Below are 21,887 nucleotides of genomic sequence, written 5' to 3' on the forward strand. Positions count from 1 at the left end.
CATGAAGACCTCTTAGTCGTTCGGTGAGTGTGGTAACCACCAACCTAAGAGGTCTTCACCCTTTCACCGTGTAACCAACGTCCTGGCTGAGTACAACTAGGGGCAGGTTGGCCCATCATTTCCGCGGCAATGTCTGAGGCGAAGTCGCCCGGCAGCTCTACCCGGGAGGCATGATGAACCAGCAGGTCCCAGGCATGGTTGATGCCTCGCACAAGACCCAGCAGGAGAGTCCCTGCGATGAACCAGGCGAGCCGGCCGACCCCCACCAGCACCAGGGCCGCGAATGACGCCATCATCATAAACACCGTGATTACCAGGGCAAATACGAGCGTTCCGATGAACACCAGCGTTGCCGTTTCCACTGCGTTGAGGTCGAACTGCATGTTTCCCCCTGCACCCTTGCATCGGCTGAATCAGTAGCCCGAGCGTAGGGTTCGGGCCGGAGACCCGCCAGAGTCCGGCGCGCGTGCCGGAGTTCTTGATACGGGATCGAAATGCTACCGGGGCGTAGGTCACGGAGCGGTTGCGGTCACCGCACGGTTTGCTCCGGCCCGCCCGTCCGGACGTGCAGATCTACTGCCCCCAGACGATCCCGCATCACGATGGATGCAATCCGGGGCCTGCGTTAACCTTGTAGCTGGCAGTTTTTCCGTATCCGCTGCCCGATCCAGGTCCCGCGGCAGCTGAAGGAGAGTGAATGACCCGCTCAGCACTGTCCTCCGCCGACGCAATAAGCGCCAGGTTGCGGGACCTCGAACTGCTTACCAAAGGGCCAGCCTGGGCCTTGACCCGTTCGGCACCGTGGGTGATCGCCGTGCTGCAGGCCTCCTTTACCCGCACCAGGCCGCAGCTCCCGCTGGAACAGTTCCACGCCGACGTCGACGCTTTCCTCGAGCAGCTCCGCCGCCAGGATCCGGGGCTCGGCGGTACCGCAAACGGCAAGACGTTCGGCGATGAGTGGACCCGCAAGAACTTCCTGACCCGGCGGAACCAGTCAGGGCAGATCGTGTATGAGGTCACCGAACCCGCGGCCCGCGTCCTCGCCTTCCTTGACAGCCTCTCAAGCGAACGCTCCACGCTCAACGGTTCCCGCCTCGGTACGCTGCTGGGCGACGTCGAAAAGCTCGCCAACGAGACGAACCCGGATCAGAGCGCCCGGCTGGAGTCCCTCGAGGACGAGATCGGCGAGCGGCGCCAGCTCATCGAGGACATCAGCTCGGGCGGCTTCGATGGACTGCTGGACGACGAGGAGGCAGTGGAAGCCGCGGGAAACATCCTGGACCTCGCAGCCAGCCTGCCCGCGGACTACAAGAAGATGCGTGACCGTATTGAGGAGCTGGTGGGCGAGCTCCGCAACCAGATCATTGAGGAGTCCCTCAGCAAGGGCGCCACGATGGCGCAGGTGCTGGCGGCGGACAAGCGCCTTCGGCAGAGCCCGGAGGGCAGGACGTTCCGGTCCTTCACGGCGTTCCTGGAGGACCCGCAGCAACAACTGCGGTTCCGTTCGGCGATCGGGGAGGTGCTTAGCCGTCAGTTCGCAGACGACCTCAGCCAGGACGAGCGCGAGACGCTGAAGAACCTGGTGGCCGAACTGCGCAGCCAGCACAGCCAGATCCAGCGGATCTACGGCAAGCTCAGCGAAAGCCTCAACACCTATGTCCAGAGTGACGATTTCCGCCAGTCCGTCCGGCTCCGCAAGGTCCTCCGGGAGGCCGAGCAGGCCATCCGCTCGCTGCCGTACGAACGTGAACGCCCCGGCCTGGTCCCCGGCCCGGCGCTGTTCAACGCCGGCTTCGAATCCCTCGCCATGATCAAGCTCTTTGACCCGGACGAGTTCGCGGCCCCGCCAAAGTTGGCGGACCCGATCGCCTTCAGCGACTCGGACCGTGTGCGCTCGCCGCGGACTTCGAAAGCGAGCCCCGGGGCTATCCGCGCCGCGTTCAACGGCGCTTCCACCCTGGCCGAGGCCTGGGAGCAGCTCCCGGCTGCGGAACGCCACATCAACTCCATCCGTGCCCTGCTCTCCCACGCCCTGCACGTGGGCGCCGGCTTTGACCGCGGGGCCTGGGACACTCTCGACTTCGAACAGATCGACGGCTCCACGCGCACCGCGTACCTGCCGGTCGTCACGCTCAAGAAGGATTGAAGATGACTGAAGAAAACACGACGGCGGAACCGGCGGAACCGGCGGAACCGGCGGAACCGGCGGAACCGGCGGAACCGGCGGGGCCGGCGGGGACGGCGGAACCGGCGGAACCGGCGGGGCCGGCGGGGACGGCGGAACCGGCGGGGCAGCCCGCCCGGCACGTGTCCGCAGATCCCTTCGCCGTCACCCCGCGTGACACCTTCGTCGACGGCGCTGCGCTCTTTCCGGGGGACACCGGAGTGCTTCCGATGAAGGTCCGCCAGGCGCTGGTGAAACTCCTTAAGGGCCCGTACATCGACGGCGGCCGGGACGAGAAGCTCTGGACCACACTGCTGGACAACCAGCTGATCCTGCGCAGCCGGCTCTCCGAACTGTTCCTGACGCTTCAGCTGGACCACGAACGAAAAGTGGCCGTGCTGCGGCCGGTGGACCCCGACGCGATCGGCGGCAGCACCCGCTCCAGTATCCTGCGCCAGCAGCGGGCCCTCAGCCGCATCGAAACCATCGTCCTGCTGCGCCTGCGCCTGCTCCTGGACCGCCATGTCACGGCCCAGACCGACCCTACTATCACGCGCGAGGAAATCGCCGACCTGGTGGCCCACTACCAGCCCGCCGGCCAGCAGGACGCGCTGCGCGATTCCGACGTCGTCACCCGCGCCATCACCAAACTCCTGGCCCGCCAGCTCCTCCTGGCCACCGGCCTGGACGAGGTTTACACGATCTCCAACGCCCTCCCGCTGGCCCTCCCGTTCGAGAACATCGGCGACATCCCGGCCCAAATCGACGCCCTGGTCGCCGCCAGCACCGACCCGTCCGGCACGGAGCCACTGCTGGAGTTCGACGGCGACGCGGTAGGCCCGGGGGAGGATGACTCGGACGACGGCGATGCCGTCGATCCGGTTACTGACAGCAGCGGTGGCGCCGGGGACATGCGGCAGCATGTGTCTAAGCGAGGAACGAGCGAGCATGCAGAGCATGTGTCCGGTGGCGCCGCGGAAGGCGACCACAAGGGCATGACCAAAGACTCGGAGGAAGCCAAGTGAGCATCGCGACCATGCTGCCGATGGGGGACCTCACCAACCCGGGCCAGATGCGCCTCGCCCTCGTCCAGGTGGTGAACTGGGGCACCTTCCATGGCGCCCACACCATGCATGTTGACCGCAACGGCACGCTGCTGACCGGCAATTCCGGCGTCGGCAAGTCCACGCTGTTCGATGCGATGCTCAGGGTCTTTGATGCCAGACCGCGCTCCAACGAAGCCGCTGCCCAGCGGGCGGGGGGCGCCGTCGAAGACAAGCGCACCACGTTCACGTACATGCGCGGCAAGGTGGGTGACAAAGCTGTCGGGGAGGGCTCGGCCAGTGCTTTCCAGCGACCCGGTGCCACCTGGTCCGCCGTCGCCCTGACATTCGACAACGCAGCGGGCACCCGGGTGACGGTGTCGGCGCTGTTCGACCTGCCCCAAAACGGCACGGAGTCCAGCGTCGGCAGGTTCTACTTGATCGACAACAGACCGTTGGACCTGACGGCCATCGAGGGCATCGCGGAGAAACGCTTCACCAAGTCGGCGCTGGATGTGATCTTCCCCGACGCCCAGGTTTTCGATGTGCACAAGGCCTTTGCGGAACGCTTCCGGCGCCTGCTTGGGATCAATTCGGACCAGGCCCTGCCCCTGCTGCGCGTCATCCAGGCCGGCAAGGGCCTCGGCGGCAGCGTTAACACTTTTTTCCGTGACCAGGTCTTGGACGCACCCGCTACCCTCGCCGCGTCGGATGACGTGGTGGAGGAATTCAGCAACCTGATGTCCATCCGGCAGCGGCTTGAGGATGTCCGGCAACAGCGCGACCAGCTGGCCCCGGTCCCCGGCCTCAATAAGGAGTATGCCCAGTCCCTGCTCGACGCCCACCGGCTGCGGGAGCTCGCCGGCGAAGAATTCGAGTCGTACCGGCAGCAGTTGGCCGTCACCGTGCACGAGAAGACCCTCGTCCGGTTCAAGGACCTGGCTCAGGCGAAAGCCAGGGATCTTGGCGCCGAACGCGGCATCCGGGACGGCCTGGCCAAAGAGTTGCGCCAGCTTGAAGTGGATTACAACAACCAGGGCGGCAACGCAATCTCCGCGATTGAGCAGTCGCTCGACAACGCCCGGGTGGGGCTCAAACTGCGCCAGCAGGTGGAGGAATCAGCCCGCAAGACGCTGTCCGAGGCCGGACTGGAACTTCAGTGGACTGCGGCCGGCTGGGAGCAGGCCCACCAACACGCCGCCGCGCGTTCCGCCGAGCTGACGGGGGACGCCGAAATACTGAAGGAACTGCGCTTCGAGGCGTTCGACGGCCACGCCGTCAGGAAGCGGGAACTCGCCGCGGCCCAGCAGGAACTGGTGTCACTCAAGACTCGCAAGTCCCTGCTGCCGCCGTCGAGCATTGAAAACCGCAGCGCGATCGCGGCCGCCACGGGCGTTCCCGAGGAGCAGATGCCGTTCGGCGGCGAACTGATCGACCTCACCGAGGGACAGGAACGGTGGCGCCCGGCCGCCGAACGCGCGCTGCGCAGTCTGGCCACAACGCTGCTGGTTCCCGGCGAGCACTTCGCCGCCGTCACCCGCTACCTCAACGACCATGCCGTCCGCGGTGCGGTGCGCGCGGTCGACGTCTCCAAGCCCCTAGCCGGCGGCGCGCTGGCCGTCGAGGACGCGGCCGACGGCGATCTGCTCACCAAGCTGGACATCCTCGCCGTGGGTGCGGCAGCGGACGCGGGCGAGTGGATCCGGGAACGGATCGCCCTCGATTTCGCCTACCCGTGTGTTGAGGACCCGGACGAACTTGCCCGCCTGGACAAGGGCCTGAGCCTGGGCGGGGTGGTAAAGCGCAACCGCCACACCGTGGAAAAGGACGACCGCTTCGCATCCCGGCAGGACTATGTCCTCGGCTTCGACAACGCCGCCAAACTGGAGCTCGTGGCCGCACAGGTCCAGGACCTGCAGCAGGAACTGGCCAAGGCCGCAGAGCTCGCGCAAAGCCGGGAAGAATCGCACCAGGGGATGAACCGGCAGCTCGAGGCCCTGCGCCGCGTCACCGAGGACCACCGCCCCTGGGAGCAGGTCTCGGCAGTTGTCGCGGCGGACGAACTTGCCCGGATCGAGCAGCGGCTCAAGGACGCCCTCGCCGCGCAGGCGGACCTGGAACCGCTGCGCGCCAACATCGAGGCGGCCCGGCACAAGCACCAGTCCAGCACCGAGGCCGCGGCCGTGCTGCAAAGCGAATACAAGGCTGTCGACGCGCAACTTTCCCGCGCCGATTCGCTGCTGGATGCCGCGCGGGAGCGGCTGGCTCAGTCGCCGCCGTCGGAGGCCACTGTCACGGCGCTGGAACCGTACTTCACCGATGCCGGCGATGTCCTGGAGATGCATGAGCTGGACCACCTTGCCAACCAGGTCCGGACCCGCTTGCTCGGAGAGCTCCACGCTGCCGAATCCCGGGGGCAGGGGACCTCGGAGCGGCTCACCCGGATCTTCGAGGGCTTTGTCCGCGAATGGGGAACCGCGATCTCCGTGGACCACGGCACCGCGATCGGGGCCGCGGGGGAGTTCGAGGCCCGCTATCACGCTATTGTCAGCGACGGACTGCCCGCGCAGGAAGCCGAGTTCCGGCAGTTCTTCAACCAGCGCACGCATGAGTCCTTCAGCACCCTGCTGCACCTGCTGGATGAGGAGCGCCGCTCCATCACGAGCCGGATCCTGCCGCTGAACGGCATCCTCTCCGAGGTGAACTTCCACGAAGGCAGCTTCCTGGAACTCGATATCAAGCAGACCCTGCCGGCCACGGCGAAGCAGTTCAAGGACGCGATCCAGAACGCGCTCAAGGTCCGGCACAGCCGCCCGGGCACGGCAGCCGCGCCTGCCGCCGGCACGCCCGGCGAGCCGGACGACGACGTTGAGCTCACCAGCCGCTACAAGTCGCTCGAAACGCTTGTGAAGCGGCTGGGTTCGCAGACCCCCGAGGACCGGCGCTGGCGTGCCGAGGTGCTGGACGTCAGGGGCCACCTTTTTATCCAGTGCAAGGAGCACCGCGAGATCCAAGGCCCGCGTGCGGCGAAGGGCAGCGGTAAGAACCGCGCAGTGAAGACCGAGGTCTTTATGCACGCGGACACCGGCTCGATGTCCGGCGGCGAGCGGCAACGCTTCACCGCGTTCATTATGGCAGCGGCGCTGAGTTACCAGCTGGGCATCGCCGAGCAGGGCTTCACCACCTACGGCACGGTGATGATGGACGAAGCCTTTGTGCTCGCCTCGGAGGAATTTGCGGGCGCCGGCATCAAGGCGCTACATGAATTCGGCTTCCAGCTGCTCCTGGCCGCCCCGGAAAACGTGATCGACCTGTCCCGGCACCTCGGCTCGGTCACCGAGATCCTGCGGGACAAGCGCACTAACCGTTCCGGTGTGCTGACGGCGCCGGTGATTGCCCCGGGCCCTGGTTCCGAGGGTAAGTGGCGCTCCGAGGCAAACCCGGTGGACATCGTCCTGCGCTGACGGCACAGTGCCCGTGCCGGTGCTACGCTTCCTGGACCCGCTCCAGGAACTGGGCGGTGCGTGCCGCCAGCCCGCCTATCTGCCGCAGCACGACGGCGGCCGGGTCCGGGTTGATTTCATTGGCCGGAGGTTCAACCCGCACGTTGCGGCAGCATCCGAATTCGGCGCAGATCAGCGTGCCCACGGTGTTTCCGTTGCGGCCGGACTGCCCGGCCCGCTTGGCCACCCACAGCAGGACATCGTCCTTGGAGAAGATGTCGCGGCACAGCTCGCACAGCACTGATCGGTTCTTCTTGGGCCCGCCTTCGGGGGCGCGAAACATGATTCCGGCGGGACCCTGAGGGCCGGGCAGCACCAGATAGCCACGCAGCGGCATCTTCCCGTCGCGCCAGCCCAGAAAGTCGAGGCTCTCCCAGTCGAGGGCATCGAAGTTCCGGGGCAGATTGAGTTTCGAGGCTTCCGACCGGCTTGCGTTGATAAAGGACGAGCGGATCTGCTGCGCAGTGATTTTTTGCATGTTGGAAACTTTCGGAGTCGGGTGGTCCGGTCCGGCCAAGGTGCGCCGGGACGGAAGGCAGGCAGGCGTTTGCCAGCCTGCGACTCCGGTTTGAACCGGGGCTGCCGCGGTATCAGACCGCAGCGGTACCCGATTGTCGGGGAAGGGCTGGCGACTGTGCGGGCGCGTAGCAGGCCAGAGCGGCCACCCCGCCAACCGTGGCAACAGTCATCATGTGGATGCCCATGCTCACTTCCCTGATAGATCGCAGCCAATAGTTTTGGCACCGGTGCCGATTCGCCCGTGCGGCCCATCCTCGCAAACACCCGGATTCCTGTCCAGTTTTCGAGCCCCGCTCAAGCCGGAACCCACATCAGGGTAATTAAGTTATGCAAACCTTGCGTAATTAATTCAAAGATAGGCTAGCCTTACTTAGGTTCACTTCACTTACCTAAGGAGTTTCGTGGCTTTCGCAGTCTTCCCGTCTACCATCAGCCGTACCATCGGCCGCCCCCTCCGCGCGACAGCCGTGCTCCTGGCCGCCGTCGGCTTGGTCCTGACCGGGTGCTCCACCGGACCAGCCGCCACAACAGCGGAGGCCCCCGCACAGTCGGCCGGCGCCGCTTTCCCGTTGACCATCAAGCACGCCTTCGGCGAGACCACCATCAAGGAACAGCCGCAGCGCGTCGTCACGGTTTCCTGGGTCAACGACGACGTCGCCCTGGCCCTCGGCGTAGTCCCGGCAGGAGTGCCCAAGAACGAATGGGGCGGCAACGCCCAGGGGTCCACGCCGTGGAAGGACGCGGCGCTGAACAAGCTCGGCGCCGGGTTCGGCTCGGCGAAGGCTCCCGCGCAGTACTCCGAGGCGGACGGCATCAACTTCACCGAGATCGCCAAGCTCAACCCGGACGTTATCCTCGGCGCCTACTCGGGCCTGACCGCGGAGGACTACAAGAAGCTCAGCGAGATAGCGCCCGTCGTGGCCCAGCCGAAGGTCGCTTACGGCACCTCGTGGCAGGATTCCACGGCCATCATCGGCAAGGCGCTCGGCAAGGAGGCGGAAGCCGCTGAGCTCATCGCCGACACCGAGGCCACCATCCAGGCCAAGGCCGCCCAATACCCGCAGCTGGCCGGCAAGAGCTTCATCTACGGCAACCTGGAGCCGGCCAAGGGCGACGGCGTCAACGTCTACACCGCCAACGACAACCGCCCCCGATTCCTCAGCGAGATCGGCATGAAGCTGGCCCCCGTGGTGGCGGACAATACCCAGGGTTCCAAGGAGTTCTTCATCCCGTGGTCCGCGGAGAAAGCCAACGAACTCACGTCCGACCTTTTTGTGACCTGGGTCCCGGACGCGCAAACCGCCGAATCGATCAAAACTGACCCGTTGCTCGGCCAGATCCCGGCCATCAAGAGCGGTGCCCTGGTCGCGGACTCGGATAACACGCTAACGCTGTCCATCTCCGCGTCATCTCCGCTGAGCCTGCCCTGGGCCCTCGACACCTTCCTGCCGCAGCTGGCGACGGCAGCCGGCAAAGCCGCTGCCCCGGTGAAGTAGGCAGCGTCCCATGAGCCCACTTACGACGACGGCGGCCAGCACCGCCGCCCGGCCCGCCCCGGAGATACTTACGGCTCCGGACCGGACCGTCCGGGGCCCGCAGGCGCTCTGGTTGCTGGCCGCCGTCGGCGTGCTGGTGCTCGTGGCCGCGGCGTCGCTCGGCATCGGGGCCCGCGGCCTGACCCTTGAGACCGTCTGGCAGGCAATGACCCAATTCGATCCGGCCAGCGGTGACCACGCAGTGGTGCTCGCCCGGGTTCCGCGGACCGCACTCGGGTTGCTGGCCGGCAGCGCCCTCGGACTCGCCGGGGCGGCAATGCAGGGAGTGGCCCGCAACCCGCTGGCGGACCCGGGGATCCTCGGCATCAATGCCGGCGCTGCGTTGGCCGTCGTCACGGGAATCTACGTCTTCGGTGTCTCCTCTCTGGCTGGATATATCTGGTTCGCGTTCCTTGGCGCGGCGGGTGCCGCCGTCGTGGTCTATCTGATCGCCGCACTCGGCAGGGGCGGCGCGACGCCGGTGAAGCTCGCCCTTGCCGGCGCGGCCCTGAGCGCGGGACTTTTCTCGCTCATGAACGTCATCCTGGTCTCCAGCCGGGACACCCTGGACCGCTTCAGGTTCTGGCAGGTTGGCGGGATCGCCGGGCGCGACTGGTCCCTTATCCTCCCGGCCCTGCCGTTCCTGCTGCTGGGTGCCGCGATTGTGCTCTGCGCGGGCCGGATCCTCAACAATCTGGCCCTCGGCGACGACCTCGCCCGCGGCCTGGGCCAGCGTGTTGGGCTGACCCGCGGCATCACGGCCCTCGGCATCGTCCTGCTCTGCGGCGCTGCCACGGCACTGGCCGGCCCGATTGGCTTCGTGGGTCTTGTCATTCCGCACGCTGTCCGCTTCCTCACCGGTCCCGACTACCGTTGGATCCTGCCCTTTTCCCTGGTCCTGGCCCCGGCGCTGCTGCTGGTCGCCGACGTGATCGGCCGCGTGATCCTGCTTCCGGGCGAAGTCCCCGCAGGGATCATGACCGCGCTCGTCGGCGCGCCGGTGTTCGTCTGGCTGGTAAGACGCGGCAAGGGGGCGGGACTATGAGGGGATCCGCCGCCGAGTTGGCACTTCGCGGCAATGATCCGCACAAACATTGGCCATATCTGCCAACTCGCGGGAGTGTGCCCGGCCGGACCACCGGCCTGGCCTTGGCCGTCGCGGTGCTCTTCGCAGCCAACGTGCTGCTTGGCAGCTACACCGTCACCATCCCCGACTTCGTCAGGATCCTGGGCGCGCACCTCATTGGCGGCGAGAAGATCCCCGGCGCCAGTTTCATCGTGATGGAGCACAAGCTGCCGCGGGCCGTTGTGGGGACGCTGGTCGGCGCGGCCTTCGGACTCTCCGGCGCGCTGTTCCAGACCATGCTCCGCAATCCCCTGGCCAGCCCTGACGTTATTGGCATCAGCTACGGAGCCAGCGCCGCGGCTGTGGCGGCCATTGTGGTCTTCGGCGCATCCGGTGCCGCCGTCTCGGGCGCCGCATTCGCCGGGGCGCTGGGTGTGGCCGTCCTTATCTACGCCATCTCCCGCAGCGGATCCCTCGGTTCCGGCGGACGCCGGGGGGACGCCGCGGGGGGCCGGCTGATCCTGGCGGGAGCGGGTATCGCCGCAGCCCTTCACGCCATGGTCAGTTTCCTCATGACCAGAGCGGACATCCGCACCGCCGCCGACGTCCTGATTTGGCTCAACGGCTCCCTCAACTCCGCGAACTGGGACCGGGCCGGAGTCCTCGGCCTCGCACTGATCGTCCTGGTTCCTGGCGTCGGGTTCCTTGCCGGTCCGCTGCGCATCCTCGAACTGGGCGAGGATTCCGCCGCCGGCCTCGGTGTCCGGGTGGGGGCGGTCCGGCTGGCGGTTGTAATGGTCGCCGTCGCACTCGCGGCAGCGGCCACTGCAGCCGCCGGGCCGGTGGCGTTCGTCGCCTTCCTCGCCGGACCAATCTCGCGCCGGTTCGTCCGCGCGGCGAGCCTGCCGGCCTCGGCCCTGACCGGTGTGGTGATCGTCCTGGCCGCTGACTACTTCGCCACCAACATGGCACCGCTGCTGCTGGGCGGCACCGTCCTGCCCGTCGGGGTGGTGACCGGTGCCCTGGGTGCCCCGTTCCTGCTCTGGCTGCTTGTCACCTCCAACCGAAAGGATGCCTGAGATGGCAACTCTTCAGACCTCCGGCCTGACGCTGAAATACGATCATCGGACCGTGATCGAGGGACTCAGCACGGAAATCCCCGAGGGCAGGGTGACCATGATTGTCGGCGCCAACGCCTGCGGAAAATCCACCCTGCTCCGCGGCCTGGCCCGGCTGCTCAAACCCGCGGCCGGAACGGTCACCCTGGACGGGCGGGACATCCACCGCCGCCGCGCCCGCGAGGTGGCGCGCACCTTGGGGCTGCTTCCACAGCACCCGACAGCACCGGCGGGCATCACCGTCCGGGACCTCGTGGGCCGCGGCCGCTATCCGCACCAGGGATTCTTCCGGTCCGGGGCGACCGCGGGCTCGGTGGATGACGAGCGCGCCGTGCAACAGGCGATGGCCGCCACTGAAACGCTGGAACTCGCCGGGCGCAACGTGGACGAACTTTCCGGCGGGCAGCGGCAGCGGGTGTGGATCGCGATGGCCCTGGCCCAGGAAACCGAAGTGCTCTTGCTGGATGAGCCCACCACGTACCTGGACCTCACCCACCAGCTGGAGGTCCTGGACCTCATCACGGACCTCAACCGCCGGCGCGGAACAACCGTGGCGATCGTGCTGCACGACCTCAACCTCGCCGCACGGTACGCGGACCACATCATCGCCATGAAGGACGGACGGATCGTGGCCGAAGGCGCCGCCCGGGCGGTGGTCACCGAGGAACTGGTGCGCGAGGTGTTCGGCCTGGCGTCCAGGGTGCTCCCGGACCCGGTGTCCGGCGCTCCCCTGATCATCCCGCTGGGCCGCCACCATGCCAGTTTCCCGCACACTACAACCCCGGAGCTGGTCCCGTGACTGCAATGAACCCCACCCCGGCCCGCAACCGGGCCGGCCTCAAGACCCCACGCGCCACCGAACCCATAGCCCTTGCCTTCGAAGTCCAGGTCACGGCGGTCCAGCAACTCGGGCCCAACTTCCGGCGGGTCACGTTGGGCGGCTATTCGCTGCGGGACTTTGGCGTCCATGGCAGCACACTGGATCTGCGCGTCAAACTTATGATTCCGTCGTTTGACGCGGATGGCACCGCGTTGCCGCTGCCGGAGTTCCGGATGGAGCAGGCCGGCTGGTACCGCGCGTGGCTGGCCATGGATCCTGCGACCCGCGGCTCCATGCGCACCTACACCGTCCGGAAAGAACGCTTGGATGCCGTCTATCCGGAAATCGACGTCGACTTTGTCCTGCACTTTGACGACGCCGGGCACGGAGGACCGGCGGCCAACTGGGCGCTGAACGCCAAGCCGGGGGACACCCTGACCGTGATCGGACCAAACAACCGGGCTGCGCACTGCGTCACCGCGGAAACGTACTCCGGGATCGAATGGCGGCCGGGCCTGGCCCAGCGGGTCCTGCTGGCAGGAGACGAGACGGCAGTGCCTGCCATCAGCGCCATTCTGGAGAGCCTGCCGCCGGACGTTAGCGGGCACGCGATTCTCGAGGTTCCGGAGGCCCGGGACTTCCAGGTCATCACGACAGCCGCCGACGTCGAGATCACCTGGCTTGCGCGCGGGGCGGCGATCGGCCGCTCGCGTCCGCGCGGCGAATTGCTGCAGGAGGCGGTCCGGGCCGCCGTCACCCTCCCCGGCTGGGTCTGGCTTGAGTCCTCCCGTGAGCCTGCTGCCGGCCCCGAGCCCGAGGATGTCAACGTGGACCGGGACATTCTGTGGGAAACGCCCGCACGGATGGATGCCGCGGCGATCAGCGCCAGCAGGAACCCGGCCAAGCCCGCGGGGGCGATGCCGTTCTATGCCTGGATCGCCGGTGAAGCCGGGACAGTCAAGGAGCTGCGCCGGTACCTGGTGCGGGACGTCGGGATCGACCGGAAGCAGGTGTCGTTTATGGGGTACTGGCGGCAGGGCAAGGCCGAGCTCTAATCCGGAGAGCCCCTGCCGTTTACCTTGTTGTCCCCTGCCGGCCCGTTGGGTTGGCTACCGTGGCGCCATGGCCGAAAACCTTCTATCCCCCGACGCCGGTGGGCGGCGGGTATATGTTGCCCTGGGGGATTCCTTCACCGAGGGGGTAGGGGACTATAACCCCCGGCTGCCCAACGGGGTTCGCGGCTGGGCGGACCGGGTGGCGGAGCAGCTGGCCAGGGCGGATCCGGGGTGGGAGTACGCCAACCTTGCCATCCGCAGCAAAAGGCTGCGGCACATCATCACGGAGCAGCTGGACGCCGCGCTTGGCATGGAACCGACGCTGATTAGCTTGTACGGCGGCGGGAACGACGTCCTGGATATCGGAACGGATATCAACGCACTGATGAAGGACTACGAGTTCCTGGTCGCCAAACTGGCAGCCAGCGGGGCCACTGTGGTGCTGTTCACCGGTTTCGATGTTCGCGTCTCGGCCCTGCTGGAACCGTTCAAGAGGCGCAACGCGGTCTATAACCAGCGGGTCCGCGAGGTGGCGGCGCGATACGAGGCCGTTTTGGTCGATTACTGGTGCTTTGAGGCGTTTTACGATCCGCGGATGTGGGATTCAGACCGGCTGCACATGTCCAAGGCGGGCCACAAGTACCTCGCCGGCCAGGTCCTGGACCACCTTGGAGTTCCGCACCAGGTCAAGCCCAAGGAGTGGGCTCCGCCGGCGAAGCTCGGTCTCCGGGACTGGGAACGCCGCCAGCGCCGCTGGGTCCATGACTGGGTCCTGCCGCTGTTCAGGCGCAAACTGCGGGGAGTCACGCTCGGCGATGAACTCAGGCCGCGCTGGCCTGCGCCGGTGAGGGTCCCGCCAAAGGCCGGCCTGAAAAAGCTGACCGCCAAGATCCCCGGGGGCTGAACGACCGTCCTGGGCCGGGCCGCGGGTGTCAGCTGTCCAGCAGGTTCTCGTAGCCCGGCGCCACCCGGCTGGCGTGGAACTCCTCGACGTCGAATTCAGCGACTCCGTTGACGTAGAACGGGTCCCTCGCCAGCGAGGCATCGAGGGCGCCGCGGTCCGCAGCGGAGAGCAACAGGGCGCCCGTGCGCGGAATCTTCCGCCCCGCGACCAGGAAAATGCCCTCGTCGAAGGCATCCTGCAGCCACATAGCGTGCGCCGGAAGATGGAAGTCAACGATCTCTTCGGGGACCTTATAGGTCAGCGAGACTACATACATAGCGTCAGCCTACCGTCTCGTGTGCGCGCCGAAGCGTGATCCTGCCGGCCCGGAATCCTACGAAGTTGAACCGTCAAGCTTCCTTGCTCCTACACTGTATCCATGACTGAACCGCGCTGGCTGAATGCCGACGAACGACGGGCCTGGCTGGCCCAAGTGAGCATCAACACACTGCTTCCGGCAGCCTTGGACACGCAGCTTCACCACGCGCGCAAGATTTCCCTCTTTGACTACCACGTCCTCGCGATGCTCTCCGAGGCTGACGGCCGGTTTCTTCCCATGAGTGAACTCGCCGCGCGCACCAGCGCATCACTGTCGCGGCTCTCGCATGTGGTCACCAAACTGCAAAGCCGTGGCTGGGTGGAGCGCCGTCCACACCCCGGTGACGCCCGGGTGACGACTGCGCATCTCACTGAGGCAGGAATGGGTACCATCCAAGAGCTCGCTCCGGCGCATGTCCAAGCCGTCCGTTCGCTGTTCCTGGACGCCCTGACCGAGGAAGACGTTGCCGACCTCGCACGGATCGGCGAGAAGATCGTCGGCGGCCTGGACCGGCACCACTGGATCCTGCGTGAGGGGAAGCAAGCCGGGGACCCCCGCAACACCTAAAGTTGGCCTTATGGAATCGCCTGTCGACAGTTACTTACGCCAGATCCACGCCGAGATCGCGCTGCTCAAGGACGGCAAGCCCTACAGCACCATTCCCGCCATGGCCAACGTGGACCCGGACAACTTCGGCATTGCCCTCGCCACAGTGGACGGCACGGTGTACGAAATTGGGGACACCCGCGAGGAATTCACCATCCAGTCCATCTCCAAGCCCTTCACCTACGGCCTGGCGCTGGAAGACCTCGGCAACGAGGCTGTGGACGCCAAAGTGGACGTGGAGCCTTCTGGCGACTCGTTTAATGAGATCTCCCTCGCCGAGGGGACGGGCCGGCCAGCCAACGCCATGATCAATGCCGGCGCCCTCACCGCCACGTCGCTGATCAGGGGCTCTGGCGGGCAATCCGGTTTCAAACGGATCCTGAGCACCTACTCCGCCTTCGCCGGCCGCCCGCTCTCGGTCAGCGAAAAGGTCTTCGAATCCGAGCTCAAGCACGGCCACCGGAACACGGCCCTTGCGTACCTGTTGCGCTCCTTCAACATTATTGAGGATGACCCGGCGCCCGTGCTGGAGGACTATTTCCGCCAGTGCTCCGTCCTGGTGAACTGCTTCGATCTCTCGATCATGGCCGCCACGCTCGCCAACGGCGGCCGGAACCCGCTCAGCGGAAAGCAGGTGCTGGAGATCGGCCCGGTGGAACGCGTGCTGTCGGTCATGATGACCTCCGGCATGTACGACGACGCCGGCGCGTGGATCAGCAGCGTGGGGATGCCGGGAAAGAGCGGGGTGGCCGGCGGGATCATCGCAGTGCTTCCAGGTCAGGTGGGTCTCGCGGTCTACTCGCCGCCGCTGGATGAGCATGGCAGCAGCGTCCGGGGCCTGGCCACCGCCCAGCGCCTCTCCCGGGACATGGAACTGCATTTTGTCCGAGCGGCCCGAACGGGCCGGTCAGCCATCCTCGCCGCGTACGACGTGACCGAAACGCCCTCGGGCATCCGCCGAAACGACGAGGCTGCCGACGTCCTCCGGGAGCACGGCCACCGCGCGCGTGTGATCGAAGTCAACGGCGACCTTCTTTTTGCCGGAACTGAGTCCACAGCCCGGGAGCTCAGCAGCCTGCCGGACGAGGTGGACCTGGTGGTTCTGGATGTCCGCCGCACCGACCAGATCAGCGAGGTCGCCGTTCGGATGCTGGCCAGGATCCGGCAAGGGATGGCCGACGCCGGCCGGGAACTGGTACTGATCGAGTCAGACGGCTCCCTCGCCGAGGCTCTGGGGCCATTGGACCAGCAACTGTTGCCGTCTTTCGCGACCCGAAGCGCCGCCGTCGAATACTCCGAAAACCGCCTGCTCGAGCGACACGGAAGCCACCTGCTGCTGCCGGACCACGTTCCGGTCACCGCATCGCCGGCTTTGGCCCCGCTGGACGAGGCGGACGCCGCGGCGCTGGAAGCCCTAATGACGCCGAAAGCCTTCGAAGACGGTGACGTGATTCGCCGCGTTGGACTGCGTTTCGGCGGGGTCTACTTCATCACTTCCGGACGGGTCAGCAGCACGTCTCCGGGGCCCACGGCGGAGCGGGTCAAACTCAATACCCTCAGCGCCGGCATGACCTTCGGCGAACTGGCGCTGGGCAGCGGCAACCGGCAGGAAACCACTGTCCGCGCGGTCGCGCCGGTGACCGTGATGGTGCTCAGCGCGGAAGCGATCGCCGAGCTGGAATCCGCCGACCCGCGCCTGGCGATCGCCCTCTGGAAAGCCTTGACCCGCGACGCTTACACCCGGGTCGAGCAGTACCTGCGCGAATCGGCTGTCCGGATCCGCGAATAGCGGCTTCTTCGGCCGGCGTAATCCCGGCTTTGTTTGCTTGGGGCAACTGCTGGCAGACTGGATCCATGGATCTTACGCACCGCTACGTAGCCCTTGGCGACTCCTTCACGGAGGGCGTCGGTGACGAGGACCCCGGCCGTCCCAACGGCGTCCGGGGCTGGGCGGACAGGGTGGCCGAGCAGCTCGGCGCCGCAGATCCGGGCTTCGGGTACGCGAACCTCGCCATCCGTGGCCGGAAGCTCCGCGGGATCATGACCGAACAAATCGACGCCGCCGTGGCACTCAAGCCCACCCTTGTGAGCATTTACGCCGGCGCCAATGACATCTTCCGGCCCAAGGTCGATATCGACAACCTGCTGGTCGACTACGACGCCGGTATCCGCAAGCTCACGGCGACCGGAGCGACAGTGGTGATGTTCACCGGGTTCGATTCCCGCGGCTCAAAGATCTTCGGCACCACCCGCGGCCGCACCGCCATCTACAACGAACTGGTCCGCGGAATCGCCGGGGACCACGGTGCCCTCCTGGTGGATTACTGGCGCTTCAGCGAGTATTACGACTGGGGAATGTGGGCGACGGACCGGATGCATATGTCCCCCGCCGGCCACGCGAACATGGCCAAGCGCTTCCTCGGCGTCCTGGAGCACGACCACTCCATTGAGGTCCCGCCGATGACCCCGGTTCCTGAGCTGAGCCCGGCCGAAGCGGTCCGCGCCAATGCCCGCTGGGTCCGGGAATTCGCCGGGCCGTGGGTGGTGCGCCGGATCACCGGCAGGTCCTCCGGTGACGGACTGGCACCGCGCTACCCCCAGCTCACGCACCTCTAGGCGCGGAAGCCGGGCGTCGCGAGCAGTTCCCCGCCGCCGAGGACTGCCAGCACCTCGACATCCCAGCCGTCCGTCGCCCGGTCCAGCATCTGCTTGCCGCCGGCGACGACCGCCGTTGCCAGCACGTCGGCGGTAAGAATGTCCGGCGCCGCCACCGACACCTGGCGGAATTCGAGGGCGCCGAAGCCGGTGCGGCCGGCACCGGCCCGCCAGATGTGGTTTCCGCGCTCCGCAGTGCCGGATGTCGCGAGTGCGGAGAAACGGCCGGTGCTGCCCAAGGGAAAGCCCGAGAGCAGCATTCCGCGGTTTTGCGGGTCCACGACGCCGGCCTGCCAGGGTATTCCGGTACCCGGCGCTGGTGATCCGCTCACCAGAACGTCGCCGCCGGCGTTCAGGCACCAATCCGTGAGGCCGGCCGCTCCCAGTGCGGCGCCAGCCTGGTCGATGGCGTAGCCCTTGATGATTCCGGAGAGGTCGAGGACACCGTCGGGCCGCTCGGCGGTGAAAAACCCGGCGGTCAGCAGCCGCCAGCCGGCGGCGTCCGCAAAGCGGGCGCGGAAGGCCGCCGAGGTGTCCCGGAGTGTGAGTGCGCCGCGGGCCAGCCGGCTCGCTTCGGAGCCGGGGCGGTACAGGCTGAACGTCTCGTCCAGACCGGTAAAAACGCGTTCGACGGCGGCCGCGGCGCCTGCCAGCGCGGTGGCGCTGTCCGGCGTCCCGGGACCATTCGCCGGCAGGGCGAGGCTGATGACAGTCCCCATGGACCGGAAGTTCGTACTCCTCAGTGCCGGGCCGGTGGCGCCCTGCGCCGGGCTCCCGGCGGGTGAAGGCTTAGAGGTTCGCTGCATCGAGGGCTCCCTGAAGCGACGTCAAATAGGCGTCACTGGTCACGGTTGCGCCGCTGACGGTCTGCACCTGGGCCGACTGGGCCTTGAGCACCGCGGCACGCAGCAGCGGCGCGGCCCGGTTGCTGATCTGCACCGACCTGCGGTCGTCGTCGGTCAACTGGAGGGCAGTGACATCGGTGATCGCGCCGGCCTTGACGGTGACCTGCACCTGAACGCTGCCGTAGCGGGTTTGGACTGCTTTTCCGGCGAAGGTCCCCGCCGTCGGTGCCGCGGTTCCGGAGCTTCCCGAGGAACCCGGCGAGCCGCTGGCACCGCTGGCACCGGTGGAAGCGTTGGAACCGGTGGAACCGGTTGAGCCGCCCGCGGGGCTGAACCCGGAAGCATCGTTGGTGGTCCCGCCGCTGGTGCCGGTCCCGGACAGCGCAGGCGCCGAGGTGGCTGCCGCGGTGCTTCCCGTATCTGCCACGTGGGCGCCTGACTGCCAGCCGGCCAGGAGGATCCCGGCGGAAGCCAGTGCTGCTGAAACTGCTGCGCGTATTCTCACCAGTCGAACCTTTCGTAGTGGAGCTGGGGTTCGCGGACGCCTGCCGCGCGGGCTTCGCTGATGACACTGCGCGCCCAGGAGGACGGGCCGCAAATGTACACGTCCGCGTCGGCGATGTCCGGGGCATAGCTGGCCAGCCGGTGTCCGGACCGGAAGGACGACTCGGGCAGCCAGCCCTGCTTCCCGGTGGAACGGGGGCCGGTGAGATGGAACAACGTCGCACCGCGGCGGCGGCAGAGTTCCAGGATTTCCTCGCCGAGATAAAGTCCCGCCTTGTTGTGACCGCGGAGGATCACTGTGGCGTTTCCCGGTTCAAAGGGGGTGCCCTCCAGCAGTGCCCGGATAGGGGTGATTCCAATGCCTGACCCGATCATTACAATGCGGTTCCGGCTGCGGGCCGCTGTACTGAAGAGCCCGTACGGTCCTTCGATGGCTACCCTGGTCCCGGACTTCAAACGTGCCAGCTGCGCGGACCCCCGGCCGAGGTTGCGGACAGTAATCCGCAACCGGCCCCGGCCGGAGGCATCGAACAGCACGGGTTCCGCGGAGAGGCTGAAGGGATGCGGGTGCCACCACGCACCCGGGGAGAGGAACCGCCAAATGAAAAACCGGCCGCCGCTGCCAGCCAGTTCGTCGAGATGGCGGCCGCTCAGTTCGATACTTACGACGCCGGGACCCTCCGTCACCACGCGGCTCACCGTCAGTTGGTGCCGGACGGTCGCCACGATTGGCTCCAGCACGCGGTAGTGGACCAGGGCGGCGCCGGTGGCGATAATCATGGCCAGCCAGTACCAGCGCTGCCAGGTGCCCTCGGCGAAGAGAGCCCCGGTGCTGAACTGATGGGGGATTGCGGTCAGCACCGCCGCGTAGGTCAGCAGGTGAATGGCGTACCAGTATTCGTACGGGAACCGGCGGCGGACCGCCACAAGCGAGGTGACCACAACGGCGATGAACAGTCCGATTGAGACGATGGCGAGCCACATGTCCGGGACCAGCACCCAGAGGGACACAAGCTCACTGACCGGATTGAGTCCTTCCGCCATCCCGTAGCCGATGGCGATCAGGATTCCGTGTGCGAGCAGCAAATACAGCGAGGGTTTGCCGAGTTTGCGGTGGAACTCCAGCGCCCGGTCGTGCCCCACGGCGCCGTCGATCAGGGGAGTGCGTGCCGCCAGCAGCAACATCAGCAGCACAAGGTCCATGCCGGCCAGACCGGCGACAATTCCGATGGCCGTGAAGGAGCCGGCCAGGGTCGAGAACCCCGCTGCCCCGCCGTCGGCGAGCCAGAGCGCGATGGACCCGGCCACCGAAGCCCACGCGAGCACTGTCAGTAGGTCCGCCCGGAGCAGCCGGCGCCGTGACTGGCCGCGGAACCGCTCCACTGGAGTGCGGCGGGCCGTGGCCGGCGCGGCGGCCTGGAGTGAGGAGTTCATGGTTCCACCGTCCGTCCGTCGCCTATCAATCTGCTGTGAAAGCCCTAGGGTCCCGATGTGACTTCGCGCCGAACCGGCTGGCGCCCCCTTATACACCTCCAGCTGCCGGATTGGTCTTTAATTCATCAAGCTCGTAGACTTGGTAGGCGCTAGGTGGCGCGGAGCGTGTGCAATTGCTCCGGTTGACGGGATTTGTCTGCAATATCGACAGTCCTGAGGGCCGGTAGTTAGGGGCTCAAGTTGCGTGCACTCCTGTATTCGCCCGGCATCCCGGTACTTCGCGGTGGCTTCCCACAAGGTTTCCTCCGCCCGGTGACCGTGGCCCACAATTTTCGCCGTAGTGAGCAAAGCAGTCGGTTTACGCCCTCTGCCTGAACGCTGCGGAACTACCGAAACCCTGTGGGAGCTGGATGCGGACGCTGCCTGCCGCACGGTTTCGCGGGAACTCCGCAGCCGTTTCATATATTTTTTGAGGAGAGTCGTCATGGCAGCACATTGCCAGGTGACCGGAGCCGAGCCGGGCTTTGGACACAGCATTTCGCACTCGCACCGTCGCAACAAGCGCCGGTTCGACCCGAACATCCAGAAGAAGCGCTACTGGGTTCCGTCCCTGCGCCGTAATGTCACTCTGCAGCTGTCTGCAAAGGGCATCAAGACCATCGACGTGCGTGGCATCGACGTAGTCGTAGCCGCCATCCTGGCACGAGGAGTGAAGCTCTAGTGGCTAAGGACAAGGACGTACGTCCGATCATCAAGCTCAAGTCGACCGCGGGCACGGGTTACACCTACGTGACGCGCAAGAACCGTCGTAACGACCCGGACCGTATGGTTCTGAAGAAGTACGATCCCCGCATCCGCAAGCACGTCGAATTCCGAGAGGAGCGCTAAACACATGGCTAAGAAGTCAATGATCGCTAAGAACGAACAGCGTAAAGTCATCGTCGAGCGTTATGCTGCAAAGCGCCTCGAACTGAAGAAGGCTCTGGTTGACCCCGCGTCGACCGACGAGGCCCGCGAAGCTGCACGCCTCGGCCTGCAGAAGCTGCCCCGCAACGCTTCACCGGTGCGTCTGCGTAACCGCGACATCATCGATGGCCGCCCGCGCGGTACCTTCCAGAAGTTCGGCATCTCCCGTGTTCGCTTCCGCGACATGGCTCACCGCGGTGAGCTCCCGGGCATCACGAAGTCTTCCTGGTAATTCAGCACAGCTGTTGCCAGTAGCTTGAAGTAGGGCCGGCGCCTCTTGGCGCCGGCCCTTCTTGCGTTTAAGCGCTCGACGACGGGTGCCTGGTGTAAGTGGAGCGCGCTGCGGCGTGGTGTGACCCGGTACACAGGGGTGGATTTCCGGGCTGTGGGTGCTGGACGCGGCCGCAGGGGGCTTGGTTTGCCCGCCGTGGCGGGGTTTTTGGGGGTGTGGGGGTGGTGTGGGGGGTGGATTTGTGTGGGGGTCTGGTGGCGTGTAGAGTAATTCGAGTCGCCGCCGCTGTTGCGGAGAGTTTGCGACCGACCCCCTGATAAACGGCCTTTGAATATGGTGCTCTTTTGAGTGCGTGTTGCGGGTGGGGACCTTCCGGAGTGTTTGTGGATCGCAGGAATGCTGATTTGCAAAGGGTTCCGGTTTCGGGTAAGTTTGAAAAGTTGCTCCGGAGCGATCCATGGCTGTTTTGGTTGTGGTGGTGCCGGGTGTGTCTGTTGTTTGAGAACTCAATAGTGTGCCAAGTTTGTTGATACCAATTTATTGTATTGAATTGGTTGAAT

Annotated in this window: 21 protein-coding genes; 15 read left to right on the forward strand and 6 right to left on the reverse strand. The window is 66.3% G+C overall.

The genetic code is table 11. The features are described from left to right. Positions 1-44: 44 nt before the first annotated feature. Positions 45-383, reverse strand: coding sequence for a hypothetical protein (locus ABIB49_RS18210; protein WP_354157546.1), 339 nt, complete (start codon positions 381-383; stop codon positions 45-47). Between the two features lie 314 nt (positions 384-697). Between ABIB49_RS18210 and ABIB49_RS18215 the strand changes: the two genes are divergently transcribed. From ABIB49_RS18215 to ABIB49_RS18225, 3 genes are read left to right on the forward strand one after another with little or no spacing between them, the layout of a single operon-like run. Next, positions 698-2,146, forward strand: a complete 1,449-nt coding sequence (locus ABIB49_RS18215) for a DUF3375 family protein (RefSeq protein ID WP_226774145.1) — start codon at positions 698-700, stop codon at positions 2,144-2,146. 2 nt (positions 2,147-2,148) lie between these two features. Further along, complete coding sequence (locus ABIB49_RS18220) at positions 2,149-3,189, forward strand: DUF4194 domain-containing protein (RefSeq protein ID WP_354157547.1); 1,041 nt, start codon at positions 2,149-2,151, stop codon at positions 3,187-3,189. After that, positions 3,186-6,671 (forward strand): ATP-binding protein, encoded by a 3,486-nt coding sequence (locus ABIB49_RS18225; RefSeq protein WP_354157548.1) that lies wholly within the window; start codon positions 3,186-3,188, stop codon positions 6,669-6,671. Before ABIB49_RS18220 ends, ABIB49_RS18225 begins: the two co-directional genes overlap by 4 nt. A gap of 22 nt (positions 6,672-6,693) precedes the next feature. Here the strand turns inward: ABIB49_RS18225 and ABIB49_RS18230 are convergent, their stop codons facing one another. After that, a complete protein-coding gene (locus ABIB49_RS18230) occupies positions 6,694-7,188 on the reverse strand; it encodes an FBP domain-containing protein (RefSeq protein WP_226774142.1) in 495 nt (164 codons plus the stop codon). 442 nt (positions 7,189-7,630) lie between these two features. Between ABIB49_RS18230 and ABIB49_RS18235 the strand changes: the two genes are divergently transcribed. From ABIB49_RS18235 to ABIB49_RS18260, 6 genes are all read left to right on the forward strand, one after another. Then, the gene (locus ABIB49_RS18235) at positions 7,631-8,725 is read left to right on the forward strand and encodes an iron-siderophore ABC transporter substrate-binding protein (RefSeq protein WP_354157549.1); all 1,095 of its coding nucleotides are present in this window, start codon (positions 7,631-7,633) and stop codon (positions 8,723-8,725) included. Positions 8,726-8,735: 10 nt separating this feature from the next. After that, positions 8,736-9,809, forward strand: a complete 1,074-nt coding sequence (locus ABIB49_RS18240; protein ID WP_282360829.1) for a FecCD family ABC transporter permease — start codon at positions 8,736-8,738, stop codon at positions 9,807-9,809. Next, on the forward strand, positions 9,806-10,909 hold the full coding sequence (locus ABIB49_RS18245) for a FecCD family ABC transporter permease (protein ID WP_354157550.1): 1,104 nt from the start codon (positions 9,806-9,808) through the stop codon (positions 10,907-10,909). The genes ABIB49_RS18240 and ABIB49_RS18245 overlap by 4 nt, the downstream gene beginning before the upstream one ends. Before the next feature lies 1 nt (position 10,910). Beyond that, complete coding sequence (locus ABIB49_RS18250) at positions 10,911-11,747, forward strand: ABC transporter ATP-binding protein (protein ID WP_354157551.1); 837 nt, start codon at positions 10,911-10,913, stop codon at positions 11,745-11,747. Between the two features lie 5 nt (positions 11,748-11,752). Beyond that, the gene (locus tag ABIB49_RS18255; RefSeq protein WP_282360838.1) at positions 11,753-12,823 is read left to right on the forward strand and encodes a siderophore-interacting protein; all 1,071 of its coding nucleotides are present in this window, start codon (positions 11,753-11,755) and stop codon (positions 12,821-12,823) included. A 67-nt stretch (positions 12,824-12,890) separates the two neighbouring features. Beyond that, entirely contained in the window at positions 12,891-13,727 is an 837-nt protein-coding gene (locus tag ABIB49_RS18260; RefSeq protein ID WP_282360832.1) for an SGNH/GDSL hydrolase family protein, read from the forward strand. Positions 13,728-13,755: 28 nt separating this feature from the next. Here the strand turns inward: ABIB49_RS18260 and ABIB49_RS18265 are convergent, their stop codons facing one another. Next, complete coding sequence (locus ABIB49_RS18265; protein WP_282360833.1) at positions 13,756-14,043, reverse strand: YciI family protein; 288 nt, start codon at positions 14,041-14,043, stop codon at positions 13,756-13,758. Positions 14,044-14,145: 102 nt separating this feature from the next. Between ABIB49_RS18265 and ABIB49_RS18270 the strand changes: the two genes are divergently transcribed. The 3 genes from ABIB49_RS18270 (at position 14,146) to ABIB49_RS18280 (ending at position 17,307) form a co-directional block, all read left to right on the forward strand. Beyond that, entirely contained in the window at positions 14,146-14,652 is a 507-nt protein-coding gene (locus tag ABIB49_RS18270; RefSeq protein WP_226774136.1) for a MarR family winged helix-turn-helix transcriptional regulator, read from the forward strand. Between the two features lie 10 nt (positions 14,653-14,662). Beyond that, positions 14,663-16,480: a glutaminase A gene (glsA, locus tag ABIB49_RS18275; RefSeq protein WP_282360834.1), complete on the forward strand. Its 1,818-nt coding sequence runs from the start codon at positions 14,663-14,665 to the stop codon at positions 16,478-16,480. 65 nt (positions 16,481-16,545) lie between these two features. After that, entirely contained in the window at positions 16,546-17,307 is a 762-nt protein-coding gene (locus ABIB49_RS18280) for an SGNH/GDSL hydrolase family protein (RefSeq protein WP_226774134.1), read from the forward strand. Here ABIB49_RS18280 and ABIB49_RS18285 read toward each other — a convergent pair. The 3 genes from ABIB49_RS18285 to ABIB49_RS18295 form a co-directional block, all read right to left on the reverse strand. Further along, positions 17,304-18,065 carry an FAD:protein FMN transferase gene (locus ABIB49_RS18285; RefSeq protein WP_282360835.1) on the reverse strand — a complete coding sequence of 254 codons (762 nt, stop codon included), beginning with the start codon at positions 18,063-18,065 and terminating at the stop codon, positions 17,304-17,306. The genes ABIB49_RS18280 and ABIB49_RS18285 overlap by 4 nt on opposite strands. Positions 18,066-18,135: 70 nt before the next feature. After that, on the reverse strand, positions 18,136-18,696 hold the full coding sequence (locus ABIB49_RS18290; RefSeq protein WP_282360836.1) for an FMN-binding protein: 561 nt from the start codon (positions 18,694-18,696) through the stop codon (positions 18,136-18,138). Then, positions 18,693-20,129, reverse strand: coding sequence for a ferredoxin reductase family protein (locus ABIB49_RS18295; protein ID WP_282360837.1), 1,437 nt, complete (start codon positions 20,127-20,129; stop codon positions 18,693-18,695). The genes ABIB49_RS18290 and ABIB49_RS18295 overlap by 4 nt, the downstream gene beginning before the upstream one ends. A gap of 484 nt (positions 20,130-20,613) precedes the next feature. Between ABIB49_RS18295 and rpmB the strand changes: the two genes are divergently transcribed. From rpmB to rpsN, 3 genes are read left to right on the forward strand one after another with little or no spacing between them, the layout of a single operon-like run. Next, the gene (gene rpmB / locus ABIB49_RS18300; RefSeq protein ID WP_056342125.1) at positions 20,614-20,850 is read left to right on the forward strand and encodes a 50S ribosomal protein L28; all 237 of its coding nucleotides are present in this window, start codon (positions 20,614-20,616) and stop codon (positions 20,848-20,850) included. Continuing rightward, on the forward strand, positions 20,850-21,017 hold the full coding sequence (gene rpmG, locus ABIB49_RS18305; protein ID WP_011693743.1) for a 50S ribosomal protein L33: 168 nt from the start codon (positions 20,850-20,852) through the stop codon (positions 21,015-21,017). Before rpmB ends, rpmG begins: the two co-directional genes overlap by 1 nt. 4 nt (positions 21,018-21,021) lie before the next feature. Then, positions 21,022-21,327, forward strand: coding sequence for a 30S ribosomal protein S14 (gene rpsN / locus ABIB49_RS18310; RefSeq protein ID WP_011693742.1), 306 nt, complete (start codon positions 21,022-21,024; stop codon positions 21,325-21,327). Positions 21,328-21,887 lie beyond the last annotated feature (560 nt).

Source organism: Arthrobacter sp. UYCu512 (assembly GCF_040547075.1).
Taxonomy (GTDB): domain Bacteria; phylum Actinomycetota; class Actinomycetes; order Actinomycetales; family Micrococcaceae; genus Arthrobacter.

Bases quoted from the DNA above. Each gene is read 5' to 3' on its own strand.
- ABIB49_RS18210 (WP_354157546.1), bottom strand. From the start codon at position 383: ATGCAGTTCGACCTCAACGCAGTGGAAACGGCAACGCTGGTGTTCATC.
- ABIB49_RS18215 (WP_226774145.1), top strand. From the start codon at position 698: ATGACCCGCTCAGCACTGTCCTCCGCCGACGCAATAAGCGCCAGGTTG.
- ABIB49_RS18220 (WP_354157547.1), top strand. From the start codon at position 2,149: ATGACTGAAGAAAACACGACGGCGGAACCGGCGGAACCGGCGGAACCG.
- ABIB49_RS18230 (WP_226774142.1), bottom strand. From the start codon at position 7,188: ATGCAAAAAATCACTGCGCAGCAGATCCGCTCGTCCTTTATCAACGCA.
- ABIB49_RS18240 (WP_282360829.1), top strand. From the start codon at position 8,736: ATGAGCCCACTTACGACGACGGCGGCCAGCACCGCCGCCCGGCCCGCC.
- ABIB49_RS18245 (WP_354157550.1), top strand. From the start codon at position 9,806: ATGAGGGGATCCGCCGCCGAGTTGGCACTTCGCGGCAATGATCCGCAC.
- ABIB49_RS18250 (WP_354157551.1), top strand. From the start codon at position 10,911: ATGGCAACTCTTCAGACCTCCGGCCTGACGCTGAAATACGATCATCGG.
- ABIB49_RS18255 (WP_282360838.1), top strand. From the start codon at position 11,753: ATGAACCCCACCCCGGCCCGCAACCGGGCCGGCCTCAAGACCCCACGC.
- ABIB49_RS18260 (WP_282360832.1), top strand. From the start codon at position 12,891: ATGGCCGAAAACCTTCTATCCCCCGACGCCGGTGGGCGGCGGGTATAT.
- ABIB49_RS18265 (WP_282360833.1), bottom strand. From the start codon at position 14,043: ATGTATGTAGTCTCGCTGACCTATAAGGTCCCCGAAGAGATCGTTGAC.
- ABIB49_RS18270 (WP_226774136.1), top strand. From the start codon at position 14,146: ATGACTGAACCGCGCTGGCTGAATGCCGACGAACGACGGGCCTGGCTG.
- glsA (WP_282360834.1), top strand. From the start codon at position 14,663: ATGGAATCGCCTGTCGACAGTTACTTACGCCAGATCCACGCCGAGATC.
- ABIB49_RS18280 (WP_226774134.1), top strand. From the start codon at position 16,546: ATGGATCTTACGCACCGCTACGTAGCCCTTGGCGACTCCTTCACGGAG.
- ABIB49_RS18285 (WP_282360835.1), bottom strand. From the start codon at position 18,065: ATGGGGACTGTCATCAGCCTCGCCCTGCCGGCGAATGGTCCCGGGACG.
- ABIB49_RS18295 (WP_282360837.1), bottom strand. From the start codon at position 20,129: ATGAACTCCTCACTCCAGGCCGCCGCGCCGGCCACGGCCCGCCGCACT.
- rpmB (WP_056342125.1), top strand. From the start codon at position 20,614: ATGGCAGCACATTGCCAGGTGACCGGAGCCGAGCCGGGCTTTGGACAC.
- rpsN (WP_011693742.1), top strand. From the start codon at position 21,022: ATGGCTAAGAAGTCAATGATCGCTAAGAACGAACAGCGTAAAGTCATC.